This window comes from Microbacterium radiodurans (genome assembly GCF_008710705.1).
Taxonomy (GTDB): Bacteria; Actinomycetota; Actinomycetes; order Actinomycetales; family Microbacteriaceae; genus Microbacterium; species Microbacterium radiodurans.
Genome location: NZ_VYRZ01000004.1, coordinates 82,406 through 103,188 on the forward strand (window position 1 = coordinate 82,406; position 20,783 = coordinate 103,188).

Annotated in this window: 10 protein-coding genes; 4 read left to right on the forward strand and 6 right to left on the reverse strand. The window is 72.7% G+C overall.

Annotated features, from left to right (window positions below; genetic code table 11):
- Positions 1-69: 69 nt before the first annotated feature.
- On the forward strand, positions 70-918 hold the full coding sequence (locus F6B42_RS14115; protein ID WP_150420363.1) for an SDR family oxidoreductase: 849 nt from the start codon (positions 70-72) through the stop codon (positions 916-918).
- Positions 915-1,823 carry an EamA family transporter gene (locus tag F6B42_RS14120; protein WP_317983686.1) on the forward strand — a complete coding sequence of 303 codons (909 nt, stop codon included), beginning with the start codon at positions 915-917 and terminating at the stop codon, positions 1,821-1,823. The genes F6B42_RS14115 and F6B42_RS14120 overlap by 4 nt, the downstream gene beginning before the upstream one ends.
- Here F6B42_RS14120 and F6B42_RS14125 read toward each other — a convergent pair.
- Positions 1,820-7,486, reverse strand: coding sequence for a fibronectin type III domain-containing protein (locus tag F6B42_RS14125; RefSeq protein WP_150420364.1), 5,667 nt, complete (start codon positions 7,484-7,486; stop codon positions 1,820-1,822). The genes F6B42_RS14120 and F6B42_RS14125 overlap by 4 nt on opposite strands.
- Before the next feature lie 260 nt (positions 7,487-7,746).
- On the opposite strand from F6B42_RS14125, the gene F6B42_RS14130 reads away from it, so the two are divergent.
- Together F6B42_RS14130 and F6B42_RS14135 are read left to right on the forward strand one after the other, a co-directional pair.
- Positions 7,747-8,307 (forward strand): NADPH-dependent FMN reductase, encoded by a 561-nt coding sequence (locus F6B42_RS14130; RefSeq protein ID WP_150420365.1) that lies wholly within the window; start codon positions 7,747-7,749, stop codon positions 8,305-8,307.
- A gap of 180 nt (positions 8,308-8,487) precedes the next feature.
- The gene (locus F6B42_RS14135; protein ID WP_150420366.1) at positions 8,488-8,793 is read left to right on the forward strand and encodes a hypothetical protein; all 306 of its coding nucleotides are present in this window, start codon (positions 8,488-8,490) and stop codon (positions 8,791-8,793) included.
- Between the two features lie 68 nt (positions 8,794-8,861).
- On the opposite strand, the gene F6B42_RS14860 is transcribed toward F6B42_RS14135, so the two are convergent.
- From F6B42_RS14860 to F6B42_RS14160, 5 genes are all read right to left on the reverse strand, one after another.
- The gene (locus F6B42_RS14860) at positions 8,862-10,778 is read right to left on the reverse strand and encodes a zinc metalloprotease (protein ID WP_191089389.1); all 1,917 of its coding nucleotides are present in this window, start codon (positions 10,776-10,778) and stop codon (positions 8,862-8,864) included.
- Positions 10,775-14,386, reverse strand: coding sequence for an OmpL47-type beta-barrel domain-containing protein (locus tag F6B42_RS14145; protein WP_150420367.1), 3,612 nt, complete (start codon positions 14,384-14,386; stop codon positions 10,775-10,777). Before F6B42_RS14145 ends, F6B42_RS14860 begins: the two co-directional genes overlap by 4 nt.
- A 412-nt stretch (positions 14,387-14,798) precedes the next feature.
- Positions 14,799-15,524: an L-ribulose-5-phosphate 4-epimerase gene (locus F6B42_RS14150; RefSeq protein WP_150420368.1), complete on the reverse strand. Its 726-nt coding sequence runs from the start codon at positions 15,522-15,524 to the stop codon at positions 14,799-14,801.
- Complete coding sequence (locus F6B42_RS14155; RefSeq protein WP_150420369.1) at positions 15,521-19,636, reverse strand: LamG-like jellyroll fold domain-containing protein; 4,116 nt, start codon at positions 19,634-19,636, stop codon at positions 15,521-15,523. Before F6B42_RS14155 ends, F6B42_RS14150 begins: the two co-directional genes overlap by 4 nt.
- A gap of 72 nt (positions 19,637-19,708) precedes the next feature.
- Complete coding sequence (locus tag F6B42_RS14160; protein ID WP_191089390.1) at positions 19,709-20,722, reverse strand: LacI family DNA-binding transcriptional regulator; 1,014 nt, start codon at positions 20,720-20,722, stop codon at positions 19,709-19,711.
- Positions 20,723-20,783: the final 61 nt, after the last annotated feature.

Below are 20,783 nucleotides of genomic sequence, written 5' to 3' on the forward strand. Positions count from 1 at the left end.
CACCCCCACCGTGGGCGCCCTCATCGGGCTGCTCGGTACGATGAGCGCACACGCCGGAAGGACTCGGACATGACCACACCCGCGCTCGCCGTCACCGGTGCGACCGGCTTCCTGGGCGGCCGTGTCGCCGCCGACCTCGCGGCGCGCGGCATCCCGCAGCTGCTCGTCGTCCGCTCCCCCGAGCGGGCACCGCGGCTGGCGGGCGCCGAGGTGCGATCGGCCTCGTACGGAGATCGGGATGCGGCCGTCGCCGCCCTCCGCGGCGCGGACACCCTCTTCCTGGTCTCGGCCGCCGAGAGCAGCGACCGCCTGCAGCAGCATCGCACCGTCGTGGACGCCGCGGCCGAGGCGGGCGTCGCGCACGTCGTGTACACGTCGTTCGCCGCCGCTGCGCCCGACGCGGTGTTCACGCTCGCGCGCGACCACTTCCACACCGAGCAGCACATCCGGGAATCCGGCATGGCCTGGACCTTCCTCCGCGACAGCTTCTACGCGGAGTTCATGGAGCTGATGGTCGGCGACGACGGCGCGATCCGCGGCCCGGCCGCCGACGGCCGTGTCGCGATCGTCGCCCGCGATGACATCGTGCGGACGGCCGTCGCCGTGCTGCTCGATCCGTCGGCGCACGCCGGCCGCACGTACGACCTGACGGGGCCCGAGGCGCTGACCCTGACCGAGGTCGCCGACACCCTGTCGCGGGCGCGGGGGCGCAGCATCCGGTTCGAGAACGAGACCGTGCCCGAGGCGTACGCGTCACGGGCGCACTACGGCGCGCCCGACTGGGAGGTCGACGCCTGGGTGAGCACCTACACCGCGATCGCGAGCGGCGACATGGCGACCGTGAGCGGTGACATCGAGACCGTCACCGGGACACCGGCGCAGTCGTTCTCGTCGTGGCTCCGCACCCACGACCGGTGACGTCGCCGGGGGCCGACCAGGGGTCGCAGCCGGGGCCCGGGGCGGGCGTCCTCGGGCCGTCGCTCGTGGTCATCGGACTGATGTGCCAGGAGGTCGGCGCCTCGCTCGCCGTGACGCTCTTCCCGGCGGTCGGGCCGATCGGGATGGTCGCGCTGCGCCTGGTCTTCTCGGCGATCGTGCTGCTCGCGCTCGTCCGCCCGGGGCTGCGCGGTCGGACGCCGATCGCGTGGCGCACCGTCGCGGGGTTCGGACTCGTGCTGGGCGGCATGAACGTCTTCTTCTACCTCTCGCTCGAGCGCCTGCCGCTGGGAGCCGCGGTCACGATCGAGATCCTCGGCCCGCTGACGTTGAGCGTGCTGGCGGGACGCCGGTGGCTGAGCGCCCTGTGGGCGGGGATCGCCCTGGTCGGTGTGCTCCTGCTCGGCGGCGGTCTCGCCGACCTCGATCCGCTCGGCGTCGTGTTCGCGGTGGCGGCCGCCGCCCTGTGGGCGGGCTACATCCTGTTCTCGCAGTCGACGGGACGGCACTTCGCCGGTGTCAGCGGACTCGCCCTCGCCACCGCCCTGGCCGCCCTCATCACCGCGCCGATCGCTCTCGTCGTCGTCGAGCGCACGGCTTTGTTCGACCCGCGCATCCTCGTCGCGGGATTCGCGATCGCGGTGCTGTCATCGACGATCCCGTACGCCCTCGAGCTGACCGCGCTGCGGCGCATGTCGGCGTCCGCGTTCGCGATTCTGCTGGCACTCGCCCCCGCGATCGCCGCCGGAGCCGGGTTCGTCCTGCTCGGTCAGACACTGTCTCCGCTGTCGCTCATCGGCATCGTGTGCGTCGTCGTCGCGAGCGCGGGCGCAGTGCGCACGGGAGCGCGGGTCCCCCGACCCGCGCTCCCGCCCCCCATCAGCTAGGCCGACCGGCGCGCCCGTCCGGCGGCCGCCAGCGACAGTCCCGCCAGCAGCAGGATGCCGCCGAACAGCGCTCCCGCGACCGGGAGCTGTCCGCCCGTGGCCGCCAGGCGCGCGGCGACCGTGACCGGTTCCCATCCGGCCACCTCTCCCGTCGCGGCATCGACCGCGACGATCCGGTGCGCGCCGGGGGCGAGGCCCGCCGGCACCCGCACGAGCGCCGTGCCGACCGCATCCGCCGTCACCGTGCCGGCGAACGTCGGCGTCGAGAAGAACCACACGTGGTAGGTCCGCCCCGCATCGAGCCCCGACATCCGCACGGTGTCGCCAGGAGCGACCGTGCCCGGCGCGAGGGTCAGACCCCCGCGGCTCGCATCGGTCAGCGATGCGGATGCGGGTGCCACCGGCTGCGCCGACGGTCCCGTCGACGGCAGGCCCGGCGCGGTCGTGCCGGGTGTCGGGCTCGGCGCGGGCGTCGTCGGCGCGGGCGTCGGCTCCCCCGTACCCGGCCCGCCGGTGCCCGGCTCACCCGTGCCCGGGTCGGTCGCGGTGAGCGTCCGCGCCTCGGCGCGCGCGCCCGGTCCGGCGCCGACGACGTTGCGCGCCGCGACGACGATCTCGTAAGCGGTGTCGGGCGCGAGCCCCGACACGATCGCCTCGGTGCCGTTCACGACGATCTGCGCGGCGACAGGCTCGCCGCCGGCGAGCACGACGATGTCGTAGCCGAGCACGGCCGCTCCCCCGTCGGACTCGGGTTCGCCCCACGTCACGACGACCGAGGTCACCGTCGCAGCTCCCGCCGAGACCGCCGTCGGGGCTTCCGGAACCACCGCGGCCGGCGTCGCCGTCGTCACCGGCAGCGGCGTGGACGGTGCTCCCGTGCCGATCGCGTTGACCGCGGCGACCGAGATCTCGTACGCGGTCGCCGGAGCGAGTCCGCCCACCAGCGCGCGTTCCCCGTCGATCTCGACGGCTGCCGCGACCACCTGACCGCCGGTCGCGACCGTCACGACGTATCCCGTGATCGGCGAGCCGCCGTCCGAGGCAGGAGCCGTCCACCCGAGCACGATCGACGCGGTGCCGACATCGGTCGTGCGCACGTCGGTCGGGGCGCCCGGCACGATGAGCACCGGCGGCTTCTCGGCCGTGCGGGCGGTCGTCGTCGCGGGCGCGCCGTCGCCGACGGCGTTGCGCGCCACGACCGCGATCTCGTACTCGGTGTCGGACGCGAGCGCCGTCAGGGTCGCGGCCTGCAGACCGGCGGCCACCTCGACGACCGTCGTCGGCATCGCCGCTCCCGCGGGGCGGGCGCTGACGACGTATCCCGTGATCGGGGTGCCGCCCGTCGACGCGGGAGCCGACCACGAGACGGCGATCGACGTGGGCGTGGTCGTGCCGATAGCCAGGCCGGTGGGCGCACCCGGCGCGGTGAGGGCGAGCGTCGTGACGGCCGCACGCGAGGATGCCGCGCCGACGCCGACGGCGTTGACCGCCGACACGGAGACCTCGTACGCGATGCCCGGCGTCAGGCCGCCGATCGTCTGTGCGCGCACGTTCCCGAGCGGCACGGTGCGGACGGGCGTCGCGGCATCCTTCTCGAACACCTCGACGCGGTAGCCCGTGATCGGCGAGCCGCCGTCGGCGGGGGCGCTCCAGGTGAGGGCGACAGAGGTCGTCGTGACCTCGCCGATGGTCGGCGCGGCCGGGGCGGCCGGGGCCGACGCGGGCTCGGTGACGCTCAGCCGGGCGGGGCCGGACGTCAGGGTCTCGGCTCCCCGCGCGAAGACGGCGCGGTACTCCGAGCCGTCGTCGGCCGCCGTGACCGCCGGCACCGTCAGGCGCGAGTCGATCGCGCCGACGATGTCGGCCCACTTGCCGCCGCCCGGGCGCACCTGCCACTGCACGGTCGGGGCCGGAAGCCCCGAGGCGAGCGCGGTGAAGACGGCGTCGGTTCCGGCATCCGCCGAGACGTCGACGGGGTTCGCGATGATCGCGAAGTCGGCGCTGAGCGTCTGCTCCGGGCTCAGCGGCTCCTCGCCCTCGGCGAGGGCCGGCAGCTCGATCGACCCCGCGAAGGTGACGGTCTGACCCGGCGTGATGCGGATGACATCGGCTTCGGCGCGCGTCTTCGCGCCGTCGAACCAGATCGTGCCGAGCCCCTCGGACGTGACGTACATCGTGTAGTCGCCGGCCTCGAGCGGCGGCAGGCGGAACTCGCCGTTCGCGTCGGTCGTGACCTCGATTCCGAGGATCGGGTTGCCCGCGGGCGCCCCGCTCACGAGCGACCACGCGTCGGCGAAGAACCGGGCGATACCGGTCTGCGGCGCCGTCGCGACGCCGACCCGTGCTCCGGCGATCGGAGCGCCGGCGCTGTCGACGACCCGGCCCGAGGCGGTGCCGCCGAGGCCGAGCATCAGGTCGAGGTCGACGTCGCGGTCGACGATCTCGATGATCCGGGCGTCGGCGAAGGTGTCGGCGCCGTCGAACCACTGCGCGACGTACAGGCCCGACGGGTTCGACGCCTGCAGCTTGTACCGACCGGGCGCAAGCGCTTGCGTCGAGAACGTGCCCCCCGCGGAGTAGGCCGAGCCGCGCCAGTCCATCGCGGAGCCCGCGTCGTACGCCGTGACGCTGACCCCCGACAGGGCCGCGCCGTTGTTCTCCGCCGAGACCGTGCCGCGGATCACGTAGCCGCGCTCGAGCGCGATCTCGACGTCTGCGAGACCGGCGTCGGGAACGTCGAAGGTCAGGGTCGCGGCGACGTAGCGATCGCCGCCCTGCGTCTGCAGGTCGAAGCGCCCGGGAGCGGGCGCCGTGGTGCGGAAGCGACCGTCGGGGCCTGTGTACGCGCCCGAGTTGACGTACACGCCCGCAACGGGCTCGCCCGAGACGGCGTCGATGAGGCGTCCGCTGACCGGGATGCCGGCGGGCAGCTGCGCGTTCGCGACGACGGGCTCCGCGCCGATCGTGATGGGGGTCGCGGCATCCTTCGTCGCTGCTCCCTGCCACCACTGGGTGCCGAGGCCGGCGTAGCGGCCCGAGAATTCCAGACGCACCTCGGCGCCCTGGGGAACTCCGTTCAGGCGGTAGGCGCCCGTCGTCGAGTTCGTGTAGGTCGTTCGCGTCGACTCCCACTCCATGCCCGGATCGGTCCAGTGGGCGGTGACCTCCGCGTAGGCGGGGGTGCCGGTCGGGCTCGTGACGATGCCGGAGAGTTGGGTGGCCGGGAGCGCGAGGGCGATGCCGCCCGTCACCTCACCGCGCTCGATCGTGATGCGGCCGGCACCCGTGAGGCTGTCGGATCCGAGCGAGGCGAGCAGGTCGTAGTCTCCCGCCGGAAGGCCGAGCACCGCCCAGGATCCGTCGCGCTGGATGTCGCCGACGGTGACCCGTCTGTCGAGGAAGAGCCCGGTGTCGACCTGTCGGAACGAGAGGTACAGCCGGTCCCACGTCGTGAACTGCGCGGTGTCGGCGAGAGTGCCGCTCACGCCGCCGCCGAGGGTGAGGGCGAGGTCGGCGTCCGCGAACCTGCCGCCGTCGCCGATCTCGATGGCGGTGGCGTCGGAGCGGCCGCCCGACGGGCCGAACCAGCGGTCGACGTAGAGGCTCGCACCGCCGACTGCGCGGACGGCGTAGTTGTTGATGCCGAGGCCGGCGAAGGCGAAGGCGCCGTCGTCGCCGGTCACGGTGGTCGCCGTGGGCGAGCCGTCGAGCTGGTCGGCACGGTAGAGCTCGACGGCGATGCCGGCGAGCGCCGCGGAGCCGTCGATGTCGACGATCGTGCCCGAGATCTCGCCGGTGCCGCCCGTGAGGGTGATGGCCTGCGGGGCGTCCGGGGCGACGGTCAGCACCGTGGCGCCGCGCGGCGACGTCGACGCCGGGAAGTAGGTCGCGACGCCGCCCGCACCGGTGAAGCGGACGAGGTAGTCGCCCGCCGGCACGCGGAACGTCGCGGTCTCACCCGAGGCCATCCAGCGCGAGGCGACGACGGTGTTCGTGCCGGCGTTCGAGCCGGCGTCGACGAGCGCGATCTGGGAGCCGGTGAGGTCGGCGGCGACGGTGACCGTCAGGTCTCCCGCGCGCAGGCTCGACAGATCGAGCGCGACGGTCTCGGCACCGCGCATGACGACGGCGCCGGGAAGGAACAGCTGCGTGCGGCCGTCCACGGCGAGGACGTAGGTGCCCGGAGCGACGTCGGTGACGGCGAACGAACCGTCGGCGCCGAGGGCGGCGCCCAGGTAGCCGGAGGTGCGGTCGCCGGTCAGCGACACCCGGGTGGCGTCGCCGCGCAGCTCGGCGGGGATGGTGCCGGTGACGGTTCCGCCGCGGACGACGGCGACGTCGAGTCCGGTGCGGACGGTGTCGGTGCCGACGACGATGCGCTCGGCATCCGCGGCGGTCGCTCCGCGGAAGTGTGCGGTGAGACCGTCTCCGGCCCGAGGGCGGAACTCCAGCCGGTACTCGCCGGCGGCGAGGTTCGACAGCAGGTAACGGCCCTGCGCGTCGGTCGTCGCCCAGGCGCTTCCGTTGCCGTTGCCGCTGCCGCCGATCGCGGTCACGGCGACGCCGGCCAGCGGTGCGCCAGCGGCGCTGCGGACGGTGCCCGAGAGTCGGTTCGCGCCGAGCGTGAAGGTCGCGTCGATGCCGGTGCGGCTCTGCCCGACCGCGACGGCCACCGGGGTGGCGGACGCTGCGGTGGTGGCGTTCTGCCACCAGACCGAGGCGAACTGGCCGCGGTTCGAGAACTCGACCGTGTAGGTGCCGGGCGCCACGACCGTCTGCCAGGCGGTCGACCCACCGGCGGCGATGTCGCCGCCCCACCAGAACTGCGGACCCGATCCGCCGACGGGAACGATCGAGACGTACGCCTCGAAGCCGGCGACGTCGGCCGTGGGCGCCGCCATGCGCCCCGACAGGAGCGCTCCGCGCTCGACGGTCAGAACGCCCAGGTCGTAAGCGTGGTCGAACGCGACGCCCGCGAGCGAGCCGTACGCGCCGAGGTGGATCGTCTCGACGGACTGCCCGATCTCGAATCCGTAGAAGCCCGAGCCTTCCGCGATCGTCACGGTGAAGGTGCCGTCGGATGCCGTGCGCACGGCGTTGGCGGCGGGGACGTTGTCTCCGCCCGAGCTCGCCGCCCAGACGCGGACGCCCGCGACGGGTGCGCCCGAGCCGGCGTCGACGACCGTGCCGGTGAGCGTCGCGACGCCGGCGGCGCCGGGCGTCGCGACGATCTCGCGAGGGTCGCCGTCGAAGAAGAACTCGGCCGGTTCGGCGGATGCGGCGAACGCGGCCGCGGGGTCAGCCGCGGCGTCGCGGGCCGGAGCCTCCTCGCGCGGCGGGGCGGGCGCGGCAGGCGCGGGCGCGGCAGGCGCGGCATCCGGGGCAGGGACGGGTGCAGGCGCGGCAGGGGCGGCAGGCGCGGGGGCCGGCTCGGCGGCGGGAGCGGATGCCACGGCATCCGTCGACGGCGGGGCCACCGACGCCGGCACCTCGGGCGACGCCGGATCGGTCACCGCCGCGACTTCGACCGCGGCCGGCGGTGCAGCCGGTTCGGCGGTGTCCGCGAAGCTGATGCTCGCGCCCGAGAGCACGAGCGCGACGGCGGCCGCGGACGCGACCACGGATGCGAGCAGGCGCGATGGCGCGCCACGGCGAGATGCCATGTGTTTCTCCCCCTGAGAAAGCAGAGCCCCCCAGCGAGCTCTCCGGCCGACGTTATCGGCGCGGCCGCATCCGATCGGGGCCGAATGCGTCGTTCGGGGCGTCGGGATTGTTCGGGAATGCCGCCGAGAGCCCGGAAACGCGCGCATCCGAGCCGGTCGCGGCATCCGCTTGTCCGATGACGCGGCCGGGCGCAACCCGTAGACGAGGCCGTCTCCGCTCGCTGAGACTGCCCGGACCTGTACTCCACGAAAGGATCCCCATGTCCGATCTGCGCATCGCCGTCATCCTCGGAAGCACCCGTCCCGGACGCAACGGCGCCGCCGTCGCCGACTGGGTGATGGCGCAGGCAGCCGGCCGCTCGGCGACGTACGAGCTCGTCGACCTCGCCGACTTCCCGCTGCCGTTCCTCGACGAGCCGACGCCGCCGAGCTTCGGCCAGTACCAGAACGACCACACCCGCGCCTGGGCCGAGAAGATCGCCGGCTACGACGGATTCGTCTTCGTGACGCCGGAGTACAACCACTCGACCTCCGCGGTGCTGAAGAATGCCATCGACTTCATCTACGCCGAGTGGAACAACAAGGCCGCCGCCTTCGTCGCGTGGGGGTCGCTCGGCGGGTCGCGCGCGATCGAGCACCTGCGCGGCATCTCGGCCGAGCTGCAGATCGCCGACGTCCGTCAGCAGCTGAGCTTCTCGCTGTTCACCGACTTCGAGGACTTCTCGACCTTCACACCCGGCGACCAGCACCTCGATGCCGCGCAGACGATGTTCGACCAGCTCGAGGCGTGGGCCGGGGCGCTCAAGCCGCTTCGCGCCTGACCCGCGATACATCCGTCGGACCGGTGGGGCTGGTGTTCACGTGCGCCACGTCCGAGGCACCACCCGCCTCACCGGTCCGACGAACGCTGCACCCCCGAGCGCGGAATGAGCCCCGGGTGGGGATGTCGGCGGGGTCGACGTACGATGGGGATCGGCCGGAGAGAGGGGACTCCCGGCCACATGGGGACCAACAGGCGCTACGCCGAGAGCATCGATCAGCGGATGCCGGATCCCGCCGCGCAGACGCTGATGCGCATCCCGCCGTGCACCATTCCGATGCAGGCATACGGTCCGCAGGATCTGACGTGGGCGAAGGAGCGGCCGCCGGTGTGGGCGTGGATCTCGTGGCCGCACAAGCCGGCCGAACGGGTCGCCGCCGTCGCGCACGGCTGGAACGACCGGGTGGTCATCGTGTCGTGGATGGGCCCCGCGGGCGAGGTCAACACCGTCGTGTGGCGCAACGCCGTCACGCGCCGCCGCGGCTGACCCCGGCCGCGCGCGACGACTCCTCGATCAGATGACGAGACCGGCGGCGACCCCCGGGATCCTCAGAGTCACAATGCACGGCGCCGCGCGACGAACACCCCGCCCCCGACCACGAGCAGCAGCACTGCTCCTACGGCGAGTCCGAGCGGCCGTTCGGCACCGGTCGCCGCCAGCGATCGAGCGCTGAGCACGCTCCCGCGTGCCGTTCCGACACCGGTCGACGTCGCGGACGTCCCCGACCCCACCGGCGCACCGGGAGCGTCCGTCCCACTCGGCACGATCGGTCCGCCGGGAACCGCCGGGGGCTCCGGCACGACGGGCCCGCCCGGCACCACCGGGGGCTCCGGCTCCACGGGCGGCTCCGGCTCCACGGGCGGCTCGGGCGCGATCACCGCGGGCCCTCCGAACACGGCGACCTCGGCGACACCCGTCGACCCGGTGTAGTCGGCGTCGCCCCACGCGGCGAACACGACCCGGACCGCCGATGTGGTCACGCGATCGAACGTGACCTCCCCGGTCAGCTGGTCCCGCGTCGGCGGAGCGAACGCGGCGCCCTCGACCGCGACCCATCGGGCGGTCTCGGCATCCCATCGCTCCACACGCCAGCCGCGCGGCGGCAGCAGGCCTCGCGCCTCGTCGTCCGCGGCATCCCGCGTGACGAGCGCCGACACCCGGTCGATCGACATCGGCGCATCCCACGCCAGCTCGAGCCACTGCTCGCCGACCATCGGCCACGAGCTCCAGACGCTTCCGGCGTCGCCATCGGCGGCCGCGGCCGCGCTCGACCACTCCGGAACGTAGGACGCGCTCACCCGGGCCGTACCCGCGATGTCTCGCGACACCGTCGGGTCGGCGCACGGCACCGTCACGGTCACGGTGGCCCGGCGCACGGTCTCATCGATCGCGTCGACGTGCACGACCATGCCCGAGTTGAGCTCGACCGTCTCGCCCGCGCGGATGAACTCGTTCGCCTCGGTCTCATCACCCGGCCGCTCGAGCAGATCCGCGCCGTACGGCTCTGTGGGATTGGAGCGGAGGACCTGCACGCCCGACACCGACCGGTCGACCTCCCACGGGCTCGCCGAGACGCCGCCGTCGCTCGTCGGGTCGGACTTGTCGCTGTACTGCACCCAGTACCGCGCGTCGGGGTTCTCGGGGTCGGTCCAGGTGAGCGTCCGGGATCCGGCCGGCCCCGCCCCCAGGCTGTCGAGCACCGCGGTCCGGGCGTCGCCGCACACCGGTTCGCGGACGTTCCGGAGCACGCCCAGGCGAGCCAGGGTCGGGCTGGAGAGCGGCAGGAACGACCAGGCGCCGCCCATCATGTCGGTGCGGTTGCCGTACTCCTCCCGCGGGCATTCGACACCGGCAGAGTAATCCCAGCCGGTCTCGCACCGGATGCTGTACGCGTGGGGCAGCGACAGGTTGTGTCCGAGCTCGTGAGCGAGGAAGTAGGGGTCGGGACTGGGCTGGAACGTCCCGCCGCCGTCGTCGGGATCGCCGGGCTGCTCGCCGTTGGCCCAGCCCGGGCAGGGCTCGCCGGGCGGGACCATGATCACCAGGTGCCGCGCCGCACCGCCCTGCCAGCCGATCTTCTCGCGCAGCCACTGGTGCAGCCCGCCCGTGTCGCTGCATCCGATCGGCTGGTCGACGCTCTGCCAGTCGATGAGTTCTTCGAGCTCGAAGCGGATCGCGCCGCCGGTCTCACGGTCGTAGAACTGGTCGACGAGCTCGAGAGAGCGCCGTGCCTCCTCCGCCTCGAACGACGGCTCCGAGCCCTGCGGGGCGAGGAGCGCGATCGTCACGCGATGGTCACGGACGTCGGCTCGCGGCGCCACGTCGAACTCGACGAACCCGGGCTCGACCTCGACGGCGGGCGCCGCCACGGCCGCGGGAGCCCCCGCGAACACCGCCGCGCCGATGACGAGGGCACCGCTGAGGACGGCCGCCGTCCGCCGGATCGCGGTCACCGCCCGACGCGCGCTCACGAGCGCGACTCCGAGCGTCCGCCGCGGCCGGCGCGCGATCCGGTGACACCGGCGGTGCGGAGCACGCCCGGCACGAGCACGCCGCCGCCCATCAGGAGCAGCATGAGGGCGGCACCCGCGAGCACGATCGGAGCATCGGCACCGGTGGCCGCCAGGCGCCCGCCCGCCGTCGCGCCCGGGCGCACCGTCCCGGCAGCGGCGACCGATCCGCCGGCGCTTCCCGACGGGGACGGTAGACCGGGCACACCGGGCACACCGGGCACGCCCGGCTGATCTGGCACGGTCGGTCCGGTCTCGACCCGCAGCGAACGCTCCGCCGAGACGTTGCCGGCGATATCGGTCGCCCGGAACACCACGTCGACGGCTCCGCCGCCGCGCGGCAGCCGCACACCGCCGCCGAGAGGCAGCTGCACCGCGCCGTCGGCGGCGACCCGCAGCTCGCCGCCGCGCACCGCCACCCAGGTGTCACCGGAACGCACCTCGACATCGCCGACACCGGACCCGGCATCGGTGGCCTGCAGATCGACGAGGAACCCCGCGTCGTCCTCGCTCACCGAACCCGAGACCTCGGGCGCGATCGTGTCGATCCGCACCGTCACCGCCGCGCGGGTCGAGACGTTGCCCGCCGCATCGACGCCCTCGGCCTCGACGAGATGGATGCCGTCCGCCGCCACCTCGACGTCGTCCGAGAGCTGCTGCCAGACGCCGCCGTCGACCCGAACGCGCACCGCCGGGGCCGCGTCCGCATCGTCCTGGGCGTCGGCCTCGAAGCGCACGCCCTCACGGAACCATCCCGATGCCGGCGCCGCCGCTGCCGTGTCGAAGGTCAGCGTCGGCGCGGTCGTGTCGACCGGCTCGGGCGCCTCGGCGGCCCACGCCTCGAACTCGTGCATCGCTGCTGATCCCTGCCCCTCGGCTGACCCCCACGACTGCATCAGCGCACGGAGCGCGGTGGTCTCCAGGGCGGCGAAACGGACCTCGTTGCGCTCGGTCGTGGAGCGGCCGTACGCGTCGTCCGTCTCGACGTCTCGCCACGCACCGCTCGTGTCGCGATATTGCAGAACCCACGACCGCGGCGGGATGAGGCCGGCGTTCTGCTCGTCGGCAGCGTCGCGGGCGAACACCACCGCCGCGCGGTCGAGGTCGACGGGTCGCTCCCACGCCAGCTGCACCCACTGCTCGCCGACGCGCGGCCAGGTGCCCCACGAGGCGCCGTCGATGGCGCCGTCCACGACGGCGTCGACGGGTGCCCACGGCGACGCCGACGACGCGGTGACGGACGCGAAGCGCGCGATGTTCCCCGTCAGCGGGGCGTCGGGCGAGCGCGGGATGGTCACCGGCACCGGCATCGACGTGTTGCCGGCCGCGTCCGTCGCGCGGAGGTAGACGACGTGCCGCTCGAGGTCGGGCGCCGGGATCGGGTCGCCGTACGTCAGCCACGCGGTCGGCTCGTCGATCGCGTACTCGAGATCCGCGAGCCCCGACCCGATATCGGTCGCCGTCGCGGTGACGGTGCGCGCCGAGGCGTCGACGACACCCGTCGCCGTCGGGGCCGTCCGGTCGATGCGCACCGAGACGGTCTGCTCGGCCGAGACGTTGCCCGCGGCATCCGTCGCCCGCGCCGACACCGTGTGCGTGCCGTCGCTCTCGAGCAGCGTGTCGACGCGGCGGACGTCCGGCGTCGTCGTCGGCGCTCCACCGTCGACGGCCACGGCGATGCTCGAACGCACGTCGCGGTCGTCGGCGGCCTCGGCCCGCACGGTCACCGGCCCGACGAACCATCCGCCGGCGCCCTCCGCGCCACGAGCCGTCAGCTGCAGGACGGGCGCGCTCACATCGGGCTCGCCCGTGTCGCTCGGGTCGACGACGGTCACGGTCGCCTCGACGCGTGCCGCCGCGTAGCCGGTGGCCACGCCGCTCACGGTGAAGGCGCCCGGCGCCGCGTACGCGGCGGGGTCGACGGCGTCCCAGCGAACCGGGGCGGGCATGCGGTCGTCGCCGTAGCGCAGCGCGACGGTCTCGGGCAGCTCGGGAGCTTCGCCCACCGCGGTGCGGGTGGCGGCGGGATCGTAGCCGTCGGCCGCGACGGCGCCCACCGACCACTCCTCCACCGCGAGAGCCGAGTATCTCGGTGTGGTGCCGGTGCCGGGCGCAGCGTCGAGCACGGCCCGCAGGCGCGTCGTCGTCACCGGAGTGAAGGTCACCTCGTTCGGCGTCCGCGTCGCGGTCGGGTATCCGCTCGCGCCGGCGACGTCGCGCCATCCGCCGTTCACCCAGTACTGCAGCTTCCAGGCGCGCGGTGCCGAGACGCCGTCGCCGCTGCCGGGCTCGCGGTCGCTCCAGAACTGGATGCTCGAGCGATCGATGCGCACCGGCTCGGCCCAGTCGTACTGGATCCACTCGGTCGCGGCGCGGTCGCCGTCGTACGACCCCCACATGTCCGGCGGCAGCGGGTTCGGGCGGACGATCCCGTCGTTCAGCGCAGCGATCCAGTACTGGGCGGGCACCGGCTCGTTCGACGCCGACGCCGTCGCCCGCGGCGCGACGTTCGCGCTCGGGGTCTCGACCTGCTCGGCGCCGAGGGTCGGCACGACCGGCAGGATGCGGGCGGGGCTGACCGAGTCGTCCCACTGCAGGGCGTCGACGGCCACCGAACGGCGGAAGTGGTTGCCGCCGGCGGCGTCGGCCGTGTGGTACGCCATGTACCACTCGCCCTGGAACTCGGTGATCGCCGGGTGGCTCGTCGTCGACGACACCGGCGCGAGGATGCGACCCTGCGACGTCCACGGGCCCAGGGGTCCGGGCGCCGTCGAGTACGCGATGCACGCGTGGTAGACGGCCGGGGTGCACCAGCTGTCGGGGCCGGCCGTGTTGGCGGCGTAGGCGAGGTAGTAGGTGCCGGCACGCTCGAAGAGCCAGGCCGCTTCGAAGAAGCCGTCGACCCCGCTCGTGATCGCGGTCGACTCGCCGACGAGGCTCGTCATGTCGGCGCCGAGCTCGATCGCGAACAGGCGGCTGAAGCTGCCCCAGTACATCCATACGCGCCCGTCGTCGGCGACGTACACGGTGGGGTCGATGTTGTGGGCGTCGTTGCCGAGGATCTCCTGCGACACGATCGGCCCGCCGACGGCGTCGGTCCACGGACCGAGCGGCGAATCCGAGACGGCGACGCCGATGCCGAACGGGTCGGGCGAACCGCTGCCTGCCTCGTGGACGGGCACGTACCAGTAGAAGCGGCCGTCGGCGCCTTCGACCACCTGACCGGCGTACGCACGTCCGGGAGTCGCCCAGTCGAACACCTGCTCGGGGCGCATGAGCGAGGGATGCCGCTCCCACTCGCCCCCGGCGACATCGCCCGTCGAGAAGGCCTGCCACTCGTTCATGATGAAGTCGTTCGTGGTCGGATCCGCCTCATCGCGCCCCGCGTAGACGTAGAGGGTGTCATCGACGACGAGGGTCGCGGGGTCGGCGGAGTACACCGAGCCGTCGCCGAGGATCGGATTGTCGAGGGCGACCGCGGCCAGGGGCGGCGCAGCGGCGACGAGACCGGCGACGACGGCGCCCGCGGTGAGGGCGGCCGACGCGCGGCGCGGGACTTTTCGGAACATGTCGGTCTCCTTGACCGGGCGACGGGGGGATAGGCGAAGCAGAGGGGCGGAGGGGCCGGCCGGCCGAGGCGACCGGCCCCGGGGAGAATGGTCAGGGCTTTGGGGGGCCTGCCCACTCGGGTAAAGGGCCGGGGCTGGGGGACCGCCGGCTCTCGTCGACACGACGCGCGACCTGATCGTGCGGGACCGCCGCGACCGTGGACCGTCGGGTGCAGTTCACGGTGGCGGTTTCCTCTCGACGCTGTCTTCTTCGAGCAGCGCGTGCGTGTGTGGATGGAACGTACCGAGCCGGCGACTGCCACCGCAATCCTTTTCGATGATTTCGAAACGGCCCGAAATCGAACCGCTCGCGCACGCGCCGTGGAGCGCCATCCCGCGGGAATGCGAGATGGCGCTCCGCGGTGGTGCGGGGTTACCGGCGGTCGTCGGTGGTCTGTCCGTAGACGTTCTGGTACCGGTCGTACAGCTTGTCGATCGCGTCCTGCGGAATCGGGATCAACTCCCCCGCCTGGCGGGCGAGATGCACCGTGCGGGCCACGTCCTCGACCATCACCGCAGCCTTCACGGCATCCTTCGCACTGGACCCGATCGTGAACGGCCCATGGTTCTGCATCAGCACCGCCCGGGAACGATGACCCGACAGCGTGTCCACGATCCCCCGACCGATCGAATCGTCCCCGATGATCGCGAACGGCCCCACCGGGATCGGACCCCCGAACTCATCCGCCATCGCCGTGATCACACACGGGATCTCCTCACCCCGCGCCGCCCACGCCACCGCGAACGTCGAATGCGTGTGCACCACACCACCCACCTCGGGCATGTTCCGATACACATACGCATGAGCGGCCGTATCACTCGACGGCGCCCGATCACTGCCCGGCGTGCCCGCCACGACATCCCCGTCCAGATCACACAGGATCATGTTCTCCGGAGCCAGATCGTCATACGACACCCCCGACGGCTTGATCACGAACAGATCAGCACGGGGATCATCACCACGACGAACCCGCCCCGACACGTTCCCACCCGTCCACACCACCAGGCCGTACCGCACCAACTCCGCATGCAACGACGCCACCTCAGCCCGCACCCGAGCAACAGCGTCATCGAACATCGTCGGCGTGAGGTCGGTCATCGGGTCGCTCCTTCGCCGTTGTCCCCGCGACGTCGGTGCGCGCGCGCGAGCGCGGCGCCCGCACCGGCGAGCGCGGCTCCACCGATCACCCACGCACCGAGCGCGAACGCACCGCCCGTCGCCGCGAGCGAGCCCGCCTCGACGACGGTCACGCGATACCAGCCGATGACACCGCCGTCCGCCGCGGTGATCGCGAGACGATGCCCGCCGAGCGGTGCGCTCGTCGGCACACGGAGCGTGACGGTGCCATCCGTGGCCACCGTGCCCGATCCGAGCGCGGTCGGCGTCGAGAGCAGCCAGCCCGAGACGTTCCGGCCGGCCGCCGCGGTTCCGACCGTGATCTTCACGGTCTCACCGCGCACGATCGTCGCCGGACCCGAGACCGCGCCCTGCGTCGCCGCGGAGAGATCCGCCGACGACGGCGCTCCCGCTGGTGCCGGCTGGGTGGTCGGACCGGTCGTCGGAGGCGTGGAGGGACCCGGGTTCGGGTTCGGGTTCGGCTCCGGCTCCGGCTCCGGGCTCACCGGTGCGGCGAGCGCCGACACGACGATCCGGTCGATGATCGGGGACAGCTCCGCCCGCAGCGGGATGCCCGGGAAGTTGTCCTCGGCGAAGGTCTCGCCGTCGAAGTTCGGCTGCTCCGACGACGCGAACCGGATCTCGTTCCGCCCCTGCTTCAGATCGAGCACCAGGGTGCGCTCCCAGAAGTTGTTGCGATGGAACGTCGGGACGAACAGCACCCGCTGCGCGTCACCGTCGTTGACCGAGATGTCGGCGTGGCGCGCCATCGGGTTGGGGTTGTAGTGCGTCGCCGGAACCTGCTCGGGGTTCGAGAAGCGCACGACGACCGCGTGGGGTCCTGCCTCGGCGGCATCCACGTCGAAGGTCAGCGTGTTGCCGTTGCCGGGGTCGCCGCCGATGCCGTCGACCGCCTTCCCGCCGTCCGCGAGATCGGCGTCGACGACGGCGGCGGTGCCGGCCAGCGAAGCCTCCTCGGCCTGGTAGGTGCGGTGCTCGATCTCGCCGCGCGAACCCGAGACGGTGATCTTGTCGACCGTCGCCGCGCCGTGAACGACGATCTTGTTCACACCGCCCTGCAGCTGGACGTCCGCCGCTCCGCCGCGGGAGAGGTCGAGGACGTCCTCGCCGTTGAGCGAGACCGTGCCGCCGCCGGTGCCGTCGACCTCGAGGCGCGCTTCTCCGTCGGTCTCGCCGTAGACCCAGAACGTCGCCGATTCGTCGGCATCCAGCGCGACCGAACCGGGGTCCTGCGCCGAGACCTCACCGTTGTGGTCGGCGTGCTCGGCCTCGTACACCGTGCTCGGAGCGGAGACGGTCCTCTCGAGCGTGATGCGATCGAGGATGGCGTCACCGCGCGTCGTGCGCGAGCCGTCGAGGCTCGACGTGGACAGGGCGATCTCGTGGCGCCCGGCGGTCAGCTCGACCCGGGTGTCGGCGTGGTCCCAGACGACCCACTTGTAGCTGAGCGGCAGGTGGACCTCCTGCTCGCTGCCGCCGTCGACGGTGACGAACACGTTCGTCGGGCCGTTCTCGGCGATCTCGGCGTCGGTGTTGAGGCTGCTCGAGAAGACCGACAGGTCGTACGAGCCCGCTTCGGGGACGTCGACCGTGAAGACGGCCCTCGAATCCGCACCGGTTCGGAAGCCGCCGATGTCGAAGCCGCCCGACGTGTAGTAGTTGCCCACCGCGTTCGGCGAGCCCTCGGGCCCGTTGCGGGTCACATCGCCGGTGGCTGCGGCATCCTCGGCCTCGTACGAGCCGCGCCAGGTCGAGTCGACCTCGGTCGGCTCGGCGTTCTCGCCCGGCGTGACGATGATCTCGTACGCGTCGGAGTCCGTCATGGCCGGCAGCCCGTCGCGACCGAACGGCACGGTGACCGTGCCGTTCTCGACGGCGACGACCCGGTCGCTGAGAAGCCGCGGCGCCGACGAGTCGCCGATCTGACCGGTCCACCCGATCTCGCGCACCTGCACGCGCACCGAACCCCCGAAGGTCTCGCTCGAGATGCCGGTGACGTCGACGGGCGCGCTGCCGTTCGCCCCGCCCACGAGGGCGCGCGCGACGCGCTTGTCGGCGTCGACGGATGCCACGCCCTGGAGCGTGTAGTTCACTCCGGGCGAGGGCGGGGTGACAGTGGCGGACTGGCCGCTCATCTGGGCGTAGGCGTTGTAGAGCCACCACTGGCCGTTGCCGCGGTTCTGCTGCACCGCCGAGTCCGACAGGTTGCCGTTGATGTTCCAGAAGGCGATCATCGCCTCGACCTTGGTGTCCTCGATCGCCGAGATCCACTGCACCATCTGCCCCGGAACCGAGGTGTGGTAGTTGAACGCGTACTCGTTGATGTTGATCGGACGCGGCTTGCCCTCCCAGGCCGTGCCGGCGAAGGCTGCGCTCTCCCACCCGCGGTACCGCGCGACGGACTCGCGGATGGCCTGCGGGTGCGACAGCTCGTGCCACGTGACGATGTCGGGCACGGTGTTCGCCTGGACGGTGTGACGGAGGAACCCGTTCACCTGCTCGAACAGGTGCTCGGTGCCCGGGCCGGCGACGCGGAGCGGGATGCCGGTGCGCTCGGACCAGGCGCGGATGGTGCGGTACGTGTCGTCCCACATGGCGTAGTAGACGGTGGGGTCGTCGAGCCACGACACGTTGCCCGACAGCGACCACGGCACGCCGCGGTTGCTGAACATGTTGCCCTCGGGCTCGTTGAACGGCTCGATGACGAGGTGGTCGGCGACGTAGCCGCGCTGGGTGTCGTCGACGGACGCGAACTGCTCGATCATCGCCAGCTGATCGGCGAGGCGATCGGCGTAGTCGGCGCGCCGCTCGGCGGGCGTGCTGCCGGGCACCTGGTAGGGGAAGCCGCGGTAGTAGTCGGTGATGCGGAGGTAGACGTCGCCGCCCGCGCGCGCGAGGTTCGGCAGGATCTCCAGTGCGTCCGAGCCGGGGTGCTGGCCGCCGTCCTGGGCCTTGGTGGCCACCGACCGGACGTTCATGCCCTCGATGAGGTTGTCGGTCGGCATCCCGTCGCCGTAGAGGCCGTAGAGGAGTCCCGACGCGCCGCCCTGGAACTCGCCGGTGGGCTTCGACAGGTCGACGGTGAGCTGGCCGCGGGCGACGGTCACGTCGGTGCGGACGCTCTGACCGGCCGCCGTGCCCTGCACGGTGAAGGTGCCCGCGACGGCGTAGCGCTCGGCCGGGACGTCCTCCCACGCGATGGCGACGTCGCGGGCGTACCCGTCGGAGAACTGTCCGCGCACCGCCGGCGCGAGAACGGGAGCTTCTCCGATCCGCGTGGCCGCGGTGAAGGCCTGCTGGGTCAGCGACTGCAGCGCCGGCTGCGCTGCCAGGCTGATCTCCGCCACCTCGGCGGCGGTCAGCGCCGAACGATAGATGCGGAAGTCGTCGACAGCGCCGTCGAACGCGGGATCGGGGTAGAACGAGCTGCCGATGGTGCCGCCGAACTCCGAGGTCGCCGTCACCAGTTCGCCGGGGGTGATGTCGGTCGTCGTCGTCGACAGCGCGGTGCCGTTGACGTACGCGGTGAGCTGGTCGGCGTCGGTGTCGAGGGTGAACGCGAGGTCCACCCATTCGCCGGCGCGAAGCGGGTTCGATCCGACGATCTGCTTCTCGGCGCCTCCGCCGCTGGCGCGCGTGATCGCGGTGCGGAGATTGCCGTCGCCCGATGACGGGGTGAAGAACAGGTACTTCTGGTTGTCGGTGCCGAGGCCGAAGAGCCACTGCCAGTTCGCACCGCCGTCCCAGCGCACGCGGGTGGTGACGCTCAGATCGGTGGCTCCGGCGATGGGCTCGCGCGGAATGCGGATCGAGCCTCCCCCCAGATCCAGCGCTGCGCCGTCGGGTCCGTCGACCGTCGACGCCTCGCCCGACAGCGTGCCGTCCCAGCCGTTGCGCGACGAGTCGGGAACCACGGCTCCCGCGACGTCGTCCATCGAGTAGTGCAGGTCGGGTTCGGGCGCCGCGGCTGCGGCGGGCAGGACGGCCCCGCCGAGTGCGAGGCCGCCGCCGACCGCGAACGCGGTGGTCGCAGCCGCGACCCTGCGCAGGTGGCGTGAGGGTGGGTGGGTCATGTCGGTACCTCTCTGGGGAGCCGGTGTGGGATCGGGTCGTGCAGGTCGTCGGGAGGATCGGGTCGTCGGCCGTCAGCGTGATGCCGGACGCGCGACCGAACCACGGTCGGTGAGGACGGGAGGGAGGAGCTGGAGAGCATCGCCGGGCAGGCCGTCCTCGATGGCGGCGATGAGCCGGGCGACGGCGCGCCGCCCGAGCTCTGCGGCGGCGCTGTCGACCGCGGTGTAGGGCAGCGAGAAGGCGCGGGCGAAATCGTCCGAGTATCGTCCGATCACCGAGACGTCGTCGGGGGCGCGCAGTCCGCGTTCGCGCAGCACGAACGGCAGTGCCGCCGCGGCGGCCTCGTTGTTCAGCAGGATCGCCGTCGCATCCGGATGCTGGTCGAGGAGCTCATGCAGGCGGCGACCGACGTCCGGCTGAGACGCAGCGGCGTGGTGGTGGTGCAGGATCATATCCAGCTGATCCGCCGTCTCTTCGGCGCCGGCGGCCAGACGCCAGACGTAGGCGCCGCCTCGGTCGACGACGTCGCGAGGCTGCGACACGAGGATGACCTCGCGGTGATCGTAGGCGCGGAGGTGATTCACCATCAGGCGCCCGGCCGATCGGAAGTCGAGGTCGAAGACGATCGACCCTTCGGGGTTCGCGGGGAGCCCGATGAGGGCGCTCGGCTGATCGATCCGCCCGAGGATCGGCAGACGATCGTCGGTCTCGCCGACGTTGAGCAGCACGATCCCGTCGACCATGCGCGACGCCGCCACCCGCCGCAGCGCCTCGGCCGCGTTCTCGTCCGAGACGAGGAGGGTGTCGTACCCCAGCTCACGTGCCGCATCGGTCACCGCGCGGATGAACTCGAGCATGGCCGGCGCGAACTCGTCCGACAGGAACCGGGCCATCAGCGCCAGCACCTTCGTCTGCGACGTCGCGAGCGCGCGTGCACCGGCGTTGGGCGTGTAGCCCAGGGACGTCACGGCCTCCCGCACGCGCCGGCTGACGGGCTCGGAGATCATCCGCTTGCCGGAGAGGACGTACGAGACGGTGGCGCGCGAGACGCCCGCTTCGCGGGCGACGTCGGTGATGGTGACCATGATTCGTTCCTCGTTCGACGATCCGTCGGTGAACCGGTTAAACACGAGCGGGATGTTCGTG

Coding starts and splice junctions, on each gene's coding strand:
- F6B42_RS14115 (WP_150420363.1), top strand. CDS start 70: ATGACCACACCCGCGCTCGCCGTCACCGGTGCGACCGGCTTCCTGGGC.
- F6B42_RS14125 (WP_150420364.1), bottom strand. CDS start 7,486: ATGGCATCTCGCCGTGGCGCGCCATCGCGCCTGCTCGCATCCGTGGTC.
- F6B42_RS14130 (WP_150420365.1), top strand. CDS start 7,747: ATGTCCGATCTGCGCATCGCCGTCATCCTCGGAAGCACCCGTCCCGGA.
- F6B42_RS14135 (WP_150420366.1), top strand. CDS start 8,488: ATGGGGACCAACAGGCGCTACGCCGAGAGCATCGATCAGCGGATGCCG.
- F6B42_RS14145 (WP_150420367.1), bottom strand. CDS start 14,386: ATGTTCCGAAAAGTCCCGCGCCGCGCGTCGGCCGCCCTCACCGCGGGC.
- F6B42_RS14150 (WP_150420368.1), bottom strand. CDS start 15,524: ATGACCGACCTCACGCCGACGATGTTCGATGACGCTGTTGCTCGGGTG.
- F6B42_RS14155 (WP_150420369.1), bottom strand. CDS start 19,636: ATGACCCACCCACCCTCACGCCACCTGCGCAGGGTCGCGGCTGCGACC.
- F6B42_RS14160 (WP_191089390.1), bottom strand. CDS start 20,722: ATGGTCACCATCACCGACGTCGCCCGCGAAGCGGGCGTCTCGCGCGCC.